At 41.1% G+C, this 14606-nt stretch carries 16 protein-coding genes; 13 read left to right on the top strand and 3 right to left on the bottom strand.

All coding sequences use genetic code 11. From position 1 onward, the window contains the following. Positions 1-82 precede the first annotated feature (82 nt). The 6 genes from nusB to coaE are packed head-to-tail and all read left to right on the top strand — an operon-like array spanning position 83 to position 4003. Positions 83-1267, top strand: coding sequence for a transcription antitermination factor NusB (nusB, locus tag ACK4HU_RS18000; protein ID WP_409809111.1), 1185 nt, complete (start codon positions 83-85; stop codon positions 1265-1267). A 7-nt stretch (positions 1268-1274) separates the two neighbouring features. Continuing rightward, the gene (locus tag ACK4HU_RS17995; RefSeq protein WP_409809110.1) at positions 1275-1577 is read left to right on the top strand and encodes a YtxH domain-containing protein; all 303 of its coding nucleotides are present in this window, start codon (positions 1275-1277) and stop codon (positions 1575-1577) included. Between the two features lie 6 nt (positions 1578-1583). Continuing rightward, positions 1584-2120 (top strand): DUF1573 domain-containing protein, encoded by a 537-nt coding sequence (locus ACK4HU_RS17990; protein WP_409809109.1) that lies wholly within the window; start codon positions 1584-1586, stop codon positions 2118-2120. A 2-nt stretch (positions 2121-2122) separates the two neighbouring features. Beyond that, positions 2123-2440: a preprotein translocase subunit YajC gene (gene yajC, locus ACK4HU_RS17985; protein ID WP_409809108.1), complete on the top strand. Its 318-nt coding sequence runs from the start codon at positions 2123-2125 to the stop codon at positions 2438-2440. An 8-nt stretch (positions 2441-2448) separates the two neighbouring features. Beyond that, positions 2449-3414, top strand: coding sequence for a YbbR-like domain-containing protein (locus ACK4HU_RS17980; protein WP_409809107.1), 966 nt, complete (start codon positions 2449-2451; stop codon positions 3412-3414). Then, on the top strand, positions 3407-4003 hold the full coding sequence (coaE, locus tag ACK4HU_RS17975) for a dephospho-CoA kinase (RefSeq protein WP_409809106.1): 597 nt from the start codon (positions 3407-3409) through the stop codon (positions 4001-4003). The genes ACK4HU_RS17980 and coaE overlap by 8 nt, the downstream gene beginning before the upstream one ends. Before the next feature lie 4 nt (positions 4004-4007). Here coaE and ACK4HU_RS17970 read toward each other — a convergent pair whose 3' ends face one another. Genes ACK4HU_RS17970 through ACK4HU_RS17960 form a run of 3 tightly spaced genes read right to left on the bottom strand, consistent with a single transcriptional unit; the run spans position 4008 to position 6234 of the window. Continuing rightward, complete coding sequence (locus tag ACK4HU_RS17970; RefSeq protein ID WP_409809105.1) at positions 4008-4145, bottom strand: nuclear transport factor 2 family protein; 138 nt, start codon at positions 4143-4145, stop codon at positions 4008-4010. Positions 4146-4156: 11 nt separating this feature from the next. Further along, entirely contained in the window at positions 4157-5428 is a 1272-nt protein-coding gene (gene serS, locus ACK4HU_RS17965; protein ID WP_409809104.1) for a serine--tRNA ligase, read from the bottom strand. Positions 5429-5463: 35 nt separating this feature from the next. Then, on the bottom strand, positions 5464-6234 hold the full coding sequence (locus ACK4HU_RS17960; RefSeq protein WP_409809103.1) for a hypothetical protein: 771 nt from the start codon (positions 6232-6234) through the stop codon (positions 5464-5466). Positions 6235-6310: 76 nt separating this feature from the next. Here ACK4HU_RS17960 and ACK4HU_RS17955 point away from each other — a divergent pair, with 76 nt between their 5' ends. The 7 genes from ACK4HU_RS17955 (at position 6311) to ACK4HU_RS17925 (ending at position 14602) form a co-directional block, all read left to right on the top strand. Next, a complete protein-coding gene (locus tag ACK4HU_RS17955) occupies positions 6311-7288 on the top strand; it encodes an isopenicillin N synthase family dioxygenase (RefSeq protein WP_409809102.1) in 978 nt (325 codons plus the stop codon). Between the two features lies 1 nt (position 7289). Further along, positions 7290-8489, top strand: a complete 1200-nt coding sequence (gene chrA, locus ACK4HU_RS17950; RefSeq protein WP_409809101.1) for a chromate efflux transporter — start codon at positions 7290-7292, stop codon at positions 8487-8489. Positions 8490-8571: 82 nt separating this feature from the next. Next, entirely contained in the window at positions 8572-9237 is a 666-nt protein-coding gene (locus ACK4HU_RS17945) for a CBS domain-containing protein (RefSeq protein WP_409809100.1), read from the top strand. Between the two features lie 3 nt (positions 9238-9240). Continuing rightward, the gene (locus tag ACK4HU_RS17940) at positions 9241-10116 is read left to right on the top strand and encodes an NAD kinase (protein ID WP_409809099.1); all 876 of its coding nucleotides are present in this window, start codon (positions 9241-9243) and stop codon (positions 10114-10116) included. Positions 10117-10207: 91 nt separating this feature from the next. After that, positions 10208-10969: a DUF6089 family protein gene (locus tag ACK4HU_RS17935; RefSeq protein ID WP_409809098.1), complete on the top strand. Its 762-nt coding sequence runs from the start codon at positions 10208-10210 to the stop codon at positions 10967-10969. 81 nt (positions 10970-11050) lie between these two features. Continuing rightward, entirely contained in the window at positions 11051-11788 is a 738-nt protein-coding gene (locus ACK4HU_RS17930) for an isoprenyl transferase (protein WP_409809097.1), read from the top strand. Between the two features lie 117 nt (positions 11789-11905). After that, entirely contained in the window at positions 11906-14602 is a 2697-nt protein-coding gene (locus tag ACK4HU_RS17925) for an outer membrane protein assembly factor (protein ID WP_409809096.1), read from the top strand. Positions 14603-14606: the final 4 nt, after the last annotated feature.

Raw genomic sequence — 14606 nt, 5'->3', positions numbered from 1 at the left:
CGTTCGGTGGTTTTTTTTGTCCCATACCTAATGGGTATACCCCATTCAATTTCCCTATATTTGCAATTCTTTTAAAACCTTTATGCTAAACAGAAGAATCCTCAGAGTCAAGGCATTTCAGAATCTTTACGCCTTCGAACAATGCAAAGGATCCAATCTCAATATTGCCCGAGACTTCATCCGGGAGTCTTTTTTGCCTGATCTCAATAGTATGGAAGTGCAGGACAAACCTGCTTTGATCAAGGATGCCGAAGAAGCAATTAAACTCTTTGACCAAAATCTGGAAAATACAACTTTGCTCAAATCTACTGATGCAAAGCCAAAAATAAAGCAAGTCGTTCTGGCAGCAATTCAGCAGTTTCATTCAGCTACTGAAAAAGACCGTCAGTTCATGCTTAAAAACATGGTCATTTCGGCAGAACGCATCCCTCAACTCTACCTTTTGGCCATTGAACTTTTGCAAGCTTTTGCCAAACATGTAGCCAAAGAAATAGAGAAAAAGAAAAAACTTGCAGGAGACAGTCCCATAGCATTTACAAATGAGATTAACCTAGCCAACAATCAGGTATTGAAAGTGATTCGCGAATCTCCGACTTACAGGGCTGCAATCGCACGGAATAATGTCAATCTTGATGACATTGAACTTGAGCTGAAAGAATGGTTTCGTGATTACATCAAGCCTTCGGAAACTTATCAGGCTTACCTTCTTTTGGCCGAACCTACCATGGATCAAGATTATGAAGCAGCGGATGATTTATTGAAAAAAATTCTTTTCAAGAATGAGGTGATCCTCAACCTTTTTTCTGAAAAAGACCTGAATTGGACTGAAAATAAATCGGTGGTTCGTAGTCTGGCATCAAAAGTATTAAAGAATGCCTCTGACCCCAGCCTTTCGGAGGCTGATAAGCTACCGGATATTGCCATCAACTGGGAGGAGGATAAGGAGTTTTTTCAAAATATCTTTAACTTCACGATTGAAAATATTGATTCCAGCAAGGAATTGATCGCTAATAAAACAAAGAATTGGGATATTGATCGACTTGCATTTACCGACAAAATCATCATTTCGATGGCTATCGCGGAAATGAAGAATTTCCCGAGTATCCCAATAAAAGTAAGTATCAATGAGTACATTGATATTTCCAAAACTTATAGTACGCCAAAGAGCAAGCAGTTTGTAAACGGTTTATTGGATGTTTTGGCAAAAGAACTAACCGATAGCGGCCAAATCCGTAAGAGTGGACGAGGACTATTAGACAATAAATAAGGAAACCATGAGTAAAAGCACAAATACACTATTCGCATTTGCATTAGGCACCGGAGTCGGTGCTGCTTTGGGCATTTTGTTTGCTCCTGATACTGGAGCAAATACCCGAGACAGACTTTCTTTTAAACTTTCCAAATACAAAAAAGAATTGGAAGAACTTATCGGAGACTTAGTTGAAGGGAAAGAGCTTCATCTCAACGATGCAAAAACTGAGGGAAAGCGAGTAATTTCTGAGGCGAAAAACAAAGCGGAAAACCTGCTAAATGACGTTAATAAATTAATCGATCAAATAAACCAAGGTAATAACTAAGATTCTATGAAAATTAAATTGCTCAGCGTTTTTGCATTGGTGTTGGTTTTGGCCAGCTCATGCGAACAAAAAAGTGACCAGGCTGCCAAAATTCAGGCATTAGAGGACAAAATCGCACAACTGGAAAACAACAACACCGCGGTAACTCCGGTAAATGCACAGACTACAACTGCTGCAGACCCAAGTACCTTGGGAGGATTCCAGTTTGCTGAAATGGAGTACGATTTTGGAAATATCAATGAAGGTCAAGTGGTGGAGCACATCTTCAACTTTACCAACAATGGCCAATCTCCATTGGTGATATCCAATATCACTGCTTCCTGCGGATGTACAAGTCCTGATTGGACCAAAACTCCAGTTAATCCCGGTGATAAAGGCTTTGTAAAAGTAGCCTTCAATTCTACCGCAAAATCCGGTGCTCAGGCACCAACTGTGACAATTCAGGCAAATACAAACCCAACAATAACCAGATTGAGTTTGAAAGGGTCAGTTACTCCTAAGTTGGCCGGTGCAGCAGCTCCTGCCGGTCCATTGAAACGATAAATATGATTTCTACTGTATTAGCTCAAGCCGCCGCAGGTGGCAGTGGTATTCTTGGTCAAGTGTTCCTCTTCGGCTCAATAATCCTGATTATGTATTTTTTCATGATCAGACCTCAGCAGAAAAAACAAAAAGATACCAGGAAATTCATTGAAGAAATAAAAAAGGGAGATGATGTCGTTACTATCGGTGGCCTCCACGGAAAAGTTTACAGTGTGGATGGAGATACTGTCCAAATTGAACTGGACCGAGGTCTTAAGGTGAAAATCGAAAAATCCGCTATTTCTCTCGACTTCTCAAAAAAGTCAACTCCAACAAAATAAATTGAGCTTTGCCGGAAACTAAAAAATCCTCCGGAAGGATTTCTTCCAGGAAACTCTCCAATTTAAAAGTGGTAGTCCTCTGCATTGCAGCGGCTACCACTTTTTGGATTTTAAATGCCCTGAACAAGGACAATTACACGACTGTTGTGGATTATCCCTTAGCTTGGGATTTTGATCAGGAACGATTCATGGCCGTTCAGCCTCTTCCTGAAAGTTTCCCCATTGAAATCTCCGGGGATGGTTGGGATTTGCTTCGGAAATATTTCAGACTCAATGAGCCCCCTTTCATCATCAATTTGGCAGAACCTTCCTCCAGAGGGTTTATTCTGACTTCCGATTTAAAGCGCCCATTAGGTGATTTTATTTCACCGACTACCCTTGTAGGAGCATTGAAAGACTCCATTCATTTTCAAATTGATCGAATTGAAACGAGATCCTTAGATTTGGTTCTGGATAGTGCTAGCTTCAGTTTAGCAAAAAATGTAGAAATCGACGGTCCCATTAATTTTTCTCCAAAAAAAGTGACCGTTACTGGACCAAGTTCCCTTTTGGATGGTTATAGTGGGAAATTCCCAGTGAAATTAAATGAAAACAGAATCAGTGAAAATTTCCAAAAAACCGTTTCTGTAGAAATAGAAAAAAAATTAACTGAATTTGTTAGTCTTCAAGAAGAAACAATTGAAGTCAACTTTTCGATAATCCAATATCTGGAAGGAAATAAACGACTCAAAATAAGAAAGGTCAATTTTCCAAAATCAGTCACTTTGGTTAATGAGGAGCTGACCCCCATGATGTCTTATTTAGTAAATGAAGGCAAAGTGACAGAATTAAAGGATGTGGAATTTGAGGCAGTTTTGGATTATGGAAAAAGGAATCGAGAAGACAGCACGCTCATGATCGAAGTAAGCCCACGACCAAACTACATCAAAAACATTGTCGTGAATCCTGCCCTTGTGAAGTTGAAATATGACTAATTCTAGGCCAAAATTGGTAGGTATCACCGGAGGAATTGGGTCTGGAAAATCTACTGTTTGCCAGATGTTTCAGATTCTGGGTATACCGGTTTATTCTGCAGATGACAGGGCAAAGTGGCTTATGTCCAATGACTCCAATTTGAAATCCCAATTGATTAATGAATTTGGAGCAGACACCTATCTCCATGATGGTTCCCTGAATCGAATTTTTCTCGCTGAACAGGTATTTTCCGATCCGGAAAAAGTAAAAAAAATCAATTCACTTGTTCACCCCGCAGTTGGGACGGATTTCAAATCATGGGCTGAAAACCAAACAGCTCCTTACCTACTCAAAGAGGCTGCACTTCTTTTTGAAACCGGATCTGCTGAAGAACTTGACAAAGTCATCAATGTCAGTTCACCACTCAAAATCCGAATGGCCCGTGTACTCATGCGGGATACCCATCGAAGTGAAGAACAAATCAATCAAATCATCAATCAGCAACTACCCGATGAAAAGAAAAACGAACTGGCTGATTTCGTGATTAAAAACTCTGAAAATAAACTCCTGATCCCTCAGGTGCTTGAGATCCACAAGAAACTGTGTTAAGGATTTATCTAATCTCTTCATACCAAGTCTTATGGACAATTTTCCATTTTCCATCCACTTTCATCAGGGTTAAAAGGTCATAGGAATAGATCCTCGGCCACAGAAGCTCCGTCTCGACCAGATGATTCACCAACGGTTTCATTTTAGATTTTCCTAAATGGAGTCGAATCCCAAATACCGATGCAGAACTTTCGGCATTCGTATCCCTTCAGGAGTTTGGTTATTTTCCAAGATTGCTGCTACAATCCGAGGTAGTGCCAAAGCGCTTCCATTTAGGGAATGAGCTAATTGTGTTTTCTTATCTTCTCCTTTGAAACGAAGCTTCAGTCTGTTAGCCTGGTAGGTTTCAAAATTTGAAACTGAGCTCACCTCCAACCATCGCTCCTGCGCTGCGGAATAGACTTCCATGTCGTAAGTCAGCGCAGAAGTGAAGCCCACATCTCCTCCACACAATCTGAGAACTCGGTAAGGCAATTCCAGCTTTTGCAAAAGGCCCTGAACATAGCTACTCATGCTTTCAAGCGTCTCATAGGATTTATCCGGATGGGTGATTTGGACCACCTCCACTTTGTCAAACTGGTGTAGACGATTCAAGCCTCTCACATGCGCTCCCCAACTTCCTGCCTCTCTTCTGAAGCAAGGCGTATAGCCTACATTTTTGATGGGTAGATCCTCCTCGGACAAGATCACATCCCGGTATAAATTAGTAATCGGCACCTCTGCTGTTGGAATGAGATAAAGCTGATCAGCTGTGGCAAAATACATCTGCCCTTCTTTATCCGGAAGTTGCCCGGTACCATATCCAGAGTCTTCATTGACCAAGATTGGCGGCTGTATTTCTGTATACCCAGCAGCTAAGGCTTCATCCAAAAAGAAATTGATCAATGCCCGCTGAAGTCTGGCTCCTTTGCCTTTGTATACAGGAAAGCCCGCCCCGGTGATTTTCACACCTAGGTCGAAGTCGATGATGTCATATTTTTTTATCAACTCCCAATGCGGCAGTTTCCCCTCAAATAATGCTGGTATCTCGCCATTTTCTAAAACCACTTCATTGTCTTCTGCTGATTTACCTTTTGGAACAGAGGTATGTGGCACATTTGGAATGGTATATAACAAGGCCTTAAGCTCTTCTTCCGTTTGCGCATATTGCGCCTCCAAATCCTTAATCTGTTCTTTGATTTGGGAGGTTCGCTCCCGAATAGCCACAGCCTCCTCAGCCCTACCTTCCTTCATGAGTACACCTATCTGTTTAGAGATAAGATTAGCTTCAGCCTGAATTTGATCACGTTGGGACTGAGTAGTTTTTCTCAAGTCATCCAGAGAAATCACTTGATCCAAAATTGCAGGTGCATTATGAAAATTTCTTTTTTGCAGACCGGCTAGCACATCGGCATAGTTTTCCCGGATTTGATTAACTAAAAGCATGAAGTATTCTTGATTTGATGCCCAAAGATAAGTACTTATCGGACATAGACAGTTTTGACTACACTGGAGAAAGGTCCCTCCAATTCTTTCCCGTCGGTTCGGGTCAGTTTTACATTTACCTTATAATCTCCAATCGGTAAATTTGCCACACGAACAGGCGACATGTGATCCACCTCATATTCCAGGTCATTGACCCTGATTTGCACTTTGAGTCGATCAAGCTTCATGTCGCCCCCCAAGACCAAAAAGTCGATGATTAATTCTTCGCCGAAAGGAAGAGTTTGTTCATTGGTTGGCAAATTCAAGGCAATATATGGTTCGGCGGAGTAAGGAAATGCTCTCGAGTCTCCCACCATAAAATCCCGGTCGATGTAGTTGCCAAAATTCTTTAGCGAATATCCATCCCCATCCACAAGATAAGCGACCACACGATAGGTCCCTTCTGTTAGTTCTCGTTGGAAAATTGGGGAAAAAAAGCCGATCCGATCACCTCCATTGAAAATCAGGAAAAGTTTTGGGTTTTGTGAGACTTCCTCAAAATATGAGAAATTTTTGATGTTAAATTCAAATGGAACTTTCCCTGGCCTGAAAACTTGGTTTCCGAGTGGAGTGTAAAGTTCAAGTATGGCATCAGGAAAATTAGATGAGTCTTCATATTGATAAAAGCTGACTTTCGGCAAAACTGCAGTCCCTGCAATTGAATCTTGCTTAAGATCAATGATAGATTCATTAATTTTTCGCTTACTTTCTGAACAGGACCAGCCTAATACACTGACCAAAAGACTTAGAAATACGATTTTCTTCATGGATCAATCCTAATTGAGTTTAAAGATATTTAATTTTGAAGAATTATATTGGCAAATCAACTAATCATTAAAACAAATGGACATCTTATTCGATGAAATTCCAAGTTTGGACCTCGCAGATTTCACCTCCGGAACTTCGGATCAGAAATCTGCATTTGTGAAAAAACTGGGCGAAGCATATCAAAATATCGGGTTTGTAGCAATTAAAAACCACGGACTATCCAAGGATCTTCAAGATAGACTCTATGGATCAATAAAATCCTTTTTTGCTTTGCCGGATGAAATAAAAAAGAAATACGAGAAGCCGGAAATCGGCTATCAGCGCGGATATACCGGTAAAGGTAAGGAACATGCAAAAGGCCGAAATACTGGTGATTTAAAAGAATTTTATCATGTAGGTCAAGAATTAAGCCTTATTCCAGACTCCGATTCGGTAAAGAGTGAATACCCCGAAAACCTTTGGCCTTCGGAAGTTCAGGGCTTTCAAAATGATGCAATCGAAGCTTTCCAGACGCTTGAAAATGCAGGAAAATCCATGCTCAAGGCAATTGCATTAAGTTTGGATCTGCAAGAAGACTACTTCGAAGACAAGGTAGTTCATGGAAATTCAATCTTGCGTCAAATTCATTACTTCCCTATCGAGAATCCAGATGAAGTTCCAGCAGACGCAGTCCGAGCAGCGGAACACGGAGACATCAACCTAATCACCCTTCTTATGGGTGCAAGTGCAGATGGGTTGCAGGTCTTAAGAAAAGATGGAAAATGGATTCCTATCACCGCCCTTCCGGACCAATTGGTGGTCAATGTGGGAGATATGCTCGAGCGTCTGACCAATAAAAAATTAAAGTCAACGATCCATCGAGTGGTCAATCCTCCGCGCGAATTGATGCATACGAGCAGATTTTCGATTCCTTTCTTCATGCATCCAAGATCCGAGATGGATTTGACCTGTTTGGAAAGTTGCATCGATGATCAAAATCCAAAACAGTTTGCAGATGCTACAGCAGGGGAGTTTCTGGATGAAAGACTCCGCGAATTAGGCCTGAAGAAATAAGATGTCGGTCCGCCAAGTCCGATATTATGTATTTCTAAAGGATGTCTTTGCGCTGTCCATTACAGCATTTGGCGGACCCCAGGCATTTTTGGCAATGCTCTTGGAGCGGATGGTGAAAAATCGAGCCTACATTTCAGAAGAGGAGCTTTGGGAACTTAATGCCTTGTGCAATATCCTCCCGGGCCCCTCTTCTACTCAACTGATTTCTGCCATTGGATTTCGCGTAGGCGGTCCCAATTTAGCCTATTTGGCATTACTCGTTTGGATCCTACCTGCCACCCTCCTCATGATCGGGACAGCTGTAGTGATAAGTTTTTTGCAGGAAAATACTCCCGGAGCCCTTGACTTTGCCCGATTTATCCAACCGATGGCTATTGGGTTTATCATTTTTGCAGCCCAGAAGACCATTAGCAAAATGATAAAAAGTACGGATGCTATGATCTTATTATTGATCTCGGCTTTCGTTTCGTTCTTTTACAGTTCCCCTTATATTTTCCCAGTCATGCTGGTACTTGGTGGATTGAGTACTTCTATCAAATATAAAAAGCAGCCAAAAGTTGAAGAGGATAAGTCATTGACCATAAAATGGGCGAACTTTTATCTTTGGGGCGGGGTATTAATTCTGGCGGCTGTCGCAGGAGCAATAACAAAATATCAACCCATCCTGCTTTTTGAGAACTTTTATCGAAATGGTAGTTTGATTTTTGGTGGGGGTCAAGTTTTGGTTCCTTACCTCTACACAGAATTTGTCGACTTCAAGCATTTTCTGACCTCCGAGGAATTTCTTACAGGTTATGCGATTTCTCAGGGAATTCCTGGCCCCACTTTTTCTATCGCATCCTATGTTGGTGCCTTGTCGATGCGAGAATTTGGTTTGATGGGTTTTCTGATTGGAGGGCTAATTGCAGCTGCTGGAATTTTTCTTCCAGGCATTTTCCTGATATTTTTTGTGATTCGTTTTTGGGATCAGCTGAAACTTTACAGACCTGTACGCGCTGCCTTGGAGGGAATCAATGCCGTGTCCTGTGGGATGTTGATCGCTGCTGCTTATTTACTTTTTGAACCACTTGAGGCTAACATCCTTCATATTATTTTTATACTTGGAACGTATTCTGTCTTGCAGTTTACCAAAATCTCCTCACCAATAATTATTCTTGTAGGTATCGCTCTAGGCATTTTGGCAAACTACTTTACACTTTAATTTTACAGTAAAAACAACTAAAAGGAACAAGAATACTGTCCAAAGCGTTTTGTCTTGTGAATTGATTTCCTAACTTTCTCACATGCAAGCCTACGAATTTATCAATAATCTCATCCCGCCCCTCAAACTTACTGATCGGGCAGGAATGGCATTGGCTTGGATGGAAGAGATTCGAATCGATTCTTTGCCCGTTTCTGATCAAGGTCGATTTTTGGGGTTTGTAAATGATGAAGTTATTTTTGACTTGAATGATCCTGAGCAATTAATAGGAACGATCGAATTAGAATCGGGTTCATGTTGGGTTTTTTCTAATAAACATATATACGACGTACTCAGGGTGGCCTCTGAACACCATTCCAATCTAGTGGCTGTCTTAGACAGAGACAATACCTATCTCGGAGTAGTGACCATGGAAGATGCTATTGCAGCTTTTGCGGATAGTTTGTCAATTAAGTCTCAAGGCAGCGTATTGATACTTTCCCTTTCTATGACTGATTACCATTTGTCTGAAATTTCCAGGCTAGTGGAATCTGAAAATGCTAAAATCCTCAGTTCCTTTATTACCATTGACCCCTTGGATGACAGTAAAATCAAGCTCACGCTGAAGCTTGATAAACTGGAACTTAGACATATAAAAGCTACGCTTGAGCGCTTCGGATATCGAGTGATAGATCATTATCAAGAAGAAGCAGGTGTCAGTGGAGAAGAAGACCGAATCGGGAACTTGCTGAGATTTTTAGATATTTAGGGAATGAAAATCGCCCTACATGGCCTGACTTTGAAGGCAGAATATATCGCTGAAATTGAGCTACTTTTCAAGGAATTAGCTAAGCATAATATCGAAATTCTTGTCACTGAGCCACTTGATCGAGCTTTGAAAATGACCGGGAAAAAGACCCTAAGCTATTGGGTCATAGAAAATCAAGACGAATTAAGAGAAGTCGATTTTTTAATTTCGATTGGAGGTGATGGTACGCTACTGGATGCTGTATGCCTAGTCGGAAATTTAGAAATTCCCATTTTAGGACTGAATACTGGCAGATTGGGATTTCTGGCCACAGTTGCCACAGATCGAATTGGTGAGGCAATAGAACATCTTGCCGGAGGAAACTTCCAAATAGAAGCTCGTTCACTGATCTCCTTGCAGTCAAGTCGTAAACTTTTCAATGGATTGAATTTTGCATTAAATGAATTCACGATACACAAACGTGACACCTCTTCAATGATTACCGTGCACACTTACATTGACGGAAAATACCTCAACTCCTATTGGGCAGATGGATTGATCGTCTCCACCCCTACAGGTTCTACGGGATATTCATTAAGCTGTGGAGGGCCTTTAATTACGCCGGGTGCTAAAAGTTTTGTTATCACTCCTGTGAGCCCTCACAACCTTAATGTCAGACCAATTATAGTATCAGATGAATGTGAAGTCAGTTTTGAGATCGAAGGGAGAACCGATAAATTCCTGATTTCACTCGATTCGCGATCAACTTCCATCTCCTCGGAGGTAAAACTCAGTGTTAAAAAGGAACTCTTTTCGGCAAAATTGGTCAAATTGCCACATTACCATTTCTTTGATACCCTAAGGCAAAAATTGAATTGGGGTTTTGACATGAGAAACTAATAAAAACCCAAAAATAAGCTTAACAATTATTAACCCGTGAAATACAAAAGAGCGTTTTTTAAACGTTAGGTACTTCATAACTTGCATCGTCTTGAAAAAAGTCAATTTTTACGTTATCAGACACTTACTTCTATTAATGCTTGTATTTACGGGGTATATTATCCCAGTCCATGCTCAAAAATATGAAGTAGGTGCAGGACTAGGTTTAGCAACCACATCCGGAGAAATAAATAGAAAAATTGATCCCCGACAGATCGGGCTTCAAGGCACGTTCTTTGGCAAGAGAAATTTTGATAATGTATGGAGCTTAAGAGTAGCAATTAGCTCTTCAATACTTCAGTCTGAGGATAGCCTCAGGCCTTTGGATCCTGCGGCAAGATTTAGAGACGCAAGATTCAGAGGTGGAGTCATTGAAGGCAGTGCAGTGATGGAGTTTAATTTTCTGGACTTTCTACGGAACGATTCAGAGTTTAGATGGTCGCCTTACGCATTCTTTGGATTAGGATATTCGCATTTCTTGATGAAAGGAAATACCTACCAATTTTTGTTTTCAGAGCGATATAATTTAGGCTCGGTCGTGATACCTTTTGGAGGTGGGATCAAGTACAAATTGGATGATCGATGGATGTTGGCTGCTGAATTAGGTTTCAGGCCAACGATGACAGACTACCTAGACAAAATTGACAGTAGCCTTCCGGCGATTCCAAGATATCAGCAAGCAGTTGATCCTGCGACAGGGCAAGTCCCACCATTTGGAATCAACTTTGGTAACCCAAATACTAAAGACTGGTACTACTTCCTCGGATTTACGATCAGCTATACAATAGGCAATGTAAAGTGCTATGCCTATTAATTAATTAAAGGCTAGGACTGAATATTGGAAAAGAAATAGCATTTTTGTACCTCTAAAAATGCAGGTACCCGATCCATTGGAATGAAGGAAAAACCAGACCTAACCAACATCCCCAGACATCTCGCAATAATCATGGACGGCAACGGCCGTTGGGCAAAGAAAAAAGGTGCCATGAGAATATTCGGACATCGACACGCTATCCAGGCTGTGAAAGATGCGATCGAAGGTGCTGAAAATTTAGGTATTAAATACCTAACCCTTTTCTCCTTCTCCACGGAGAATTGGTCCAGGCCTCAAGACGAGGTAAGAGCCCTAATGGAACTTTTGGTTAAAACGATCATCGATGAGATTTCGCTCATGATGAAAAATAACATCCGGCTGATTTCAATTGGAGATGTATCAAGCCTTCCTAATTCTGCTTACGAGAAATTAATTGAAGCTCAAAAGCAAACAGAAAACAATACTGGTCTCACCGTCATATTGGCACTTAGCTATAGTGGACAGTGGGAACTTACTCAAGCTACCAAACGCATTGCTCAAAAAGTCTCTGAAGGAAAATTAAAGCCTGAAGACATTACGCAGCAAACAGTTGCAGATCATTTGGAAACTGCCGGTATTCCTGACCCTGAACTAATGATCAGAACAAGTGGGGAGTATCGAATAAGTAATTTCCTCCTTTGGCAACTAGCGTATACTGAGCTTTACTTTTCACCAGTATTATGGCCTGATTTCAGGATAGAGCACCTTTATGCCGCAGTAGAAGATTATCAGAAACGTGAAAGAAGATTCGGGAAAACCGGCGAGCAAGTTAAATCTTAAGGAATTGAAGGAATCAAACATGACAATAAACCTCGAACTGAGGCATATACCCCCGATAGCTCTCGGGGAGCGACATGAGAGATTCCAAATGACCTTTTTAGGTCAAATAATAATTATATGAAGAGAATTTTAATTATTCTGTTGTTTTTAATTGGGTCCAATTCGGCCTTTTCTCAAATCAGATTGGGACAAAGTCGTTATGCCTCTACCAAACCAATCGATATTCTGGAACTGAACTACGCCAAGCCGCAAAAATTCAGAATTGCAGAAATTAAAGCAGTCGGTTTGACCACTCTGGATGAAATTGCGATTATTTCATTATCAGGTTTAAAAGTCGATGATCGGATAGAAGTCCCTGGAGATGCCATATCCAATGCACTGAAAAAACTGTGGCGGCAGGGAATCATCGGAGATGTAAAAATCCTGGTCACCAAAATCGAAGAAGATGATATCTACCTCCTTCTTGACCTAACAGAGCGCCCTCGATTTTCAGTAGTGGAATTTAACGGAATAAATAAAACCCAAGAGGGTGAACTTCGGGATAAAGTCAACATCAGAGGTCGGGTAGTTCGCGATGATGTACTTAACACTGCAAAAAGAAATATTGAAAAATATTACCTGGATAAAGGATACTTAAATACTGATGTCAAAATTTATCAGGATAGAGATACCACCCTCCCAAACAGTGTGAAACTTCGATTTGACATCGATATCAACTCCAAAGTAAAAATCAATGCAGTCCAATTCTATGGAAACGAAGAACTTTCTGATCGTGCATTGAAAGGAAAGATGAAGAAAACCAAGGAGCATGCGCGAGTAGCGATCTTCAAGGACATTTACACAAGAATTAGCGATGCTGATGCTGAAAGTGTGAAAAATTCAATCTTTCATACCGATACAGTATCAAAGGAGGCAGCAAAAAGTTACATCAACCAAAACTTCAAACTCAACTTTTTCAATGGATCAAAATACATCCCCAAGGAATATAGAAATGACAAGCAAAGTGTCATCAACTTCTATAACACGAAGGGTTTCCGTGATGCTAAAATCTTGACTGACTCTGTTTACAGCTTTGCTCAGGACAAAATCAATGTTGACATTGAGGTAGAGGAGGGTCGAAAATATTATTACAGAAACATCACCTTCACCGGTAATTACATACACGAAAGTGAGGTGCTTCAGGCACGACTAGGTATCGCAAAAGGAGATGTGTACGATAAAGAAAAACTCGACAAACGCCTGAATTACGATCCTCAAAAGGGAGATGATGTAAGTTCACTTTATCAAGATAACGGATACTTATTTTTCAACATCGATCCAGTAGAAATCAACGTAGTCGGCGACTCGATCGATATGGAAATGAGAATCATGGAAGGTCCTCAGGTCACCGTGAATAGCGTAAATATCAAAGGCAACGACAGAACTTCAGATCACGTGGTCATGCGGGAAATCCGAATTCTACCTGGTCAAAAGTTTAGTAGAAAAGACTTGGTAAGAACTATTCGTGAGCTTTCTACTCTGGGATACTTTGACCCGGAAAAAATCAATCCTGACCTCAGACCTAACTTTGAAGCAGCTACAGTGGATATCACATTCGAACTGGAAGAGCGGCCAAATGATCAAATAGAACTATCCGGAGGTTGGGGTGGATTCTATGGATTCGTAGGTACAGTTGGTCTGGTTTTCAATAATTTCTCTGTAAAAAACATAGGAGACTTCAGCAAGTGGGATCCGCTTCCAGTAGGTGACGGACAGAAGCTTTCACTGCGTGTACAAGCCAATGGTCAAACCTTCCAAAACTATTCATTGTCACTGACTGAACCTTGGTTTGGAGGTAAAAAACCTAATGCTTTAAGTTTCTCTTTCAATCACTCCATTCAAAGACAAGTCGATTTCTTCAACCGCAACAACTTCGGGAATTCTTTGGGATTCTTTAAGATCACGGGTGTAACCTTAGGCATGGCTAGGCGAGTGAAGTGGCCGGATGATTTTTTCAGTATCAGCAACTCGATTCAGTTTCAAAACTATGAATTCGATCAGTTTGGAACCTCTTTTGGTCTAAGCTATCCATCCGGTAATTCCAAAAGTTTGACTTTGAATACTACCATTGCAAGAAACAACGTCGACAACACGATCTATCCAAGACAGGGCTCGAACATTATGCTTTCCGGGGCATTTACTCCACCCTATTCATCTTTGAATGCGAATATCAACGGCGAATCCACGGACCAGCAAAAATATAACTGGCTAGAATACCATAAATGGATGTTTGACGCATCATTCTTCACCCCACTCCTCGGTTCTACCAAGTGGGTGGCGAGTGCACGGGCACACATGGGCTTCCTTGGTTCCTATGGCAATAAAATCGGAATCATTCCTTTGGAGCGATTCGTAATGGGTGGAGATGGTATGACCTTTAACAACTTTGCCTTAGGCCAAGAAATTATCGGCCTAAGAGGCTACGAAAATCAGGTGATCACACCAGGAAGAGATAGTCGAGGCACTGCCAACCCGGAGCCTTATGGTGGTGTGGTGTATAATAAATTCGTTACAGAAATACGATTCTTGGTCTCACCAAACCCTTCGGCTACGATATTCTTGTTGGCTTTTGCTGAAGCTGGAAACAACTGGGGATCCTATAAAGATTATAACCCATACGATTTGAAAAAGTCAGCGGGAGTTGGAGCAAGAATATTTATGCCGGCATTCGGCCTTTTAGGGGTAGACTGGGGTTATGGGTTTGATCCAATGCCTGGATCATTGCAGCGGAGCGGTCCACAATTTCACTTCACCATTGGTCAGCAGTTTAGATAATCTT

Source organism: Algoriphagus sp., assembly GCF_046296635.1.
Classification (GTDB): Bacteria; Bacteroidota; Bacteroidia; order Cytophagales; family Cyclobacteriaceae; genus Algoriphagus.
Note: the sequence above shows the minus strand (reverse complement) of the source record. Positions and strands in the feature narration are given on the sequence as shown.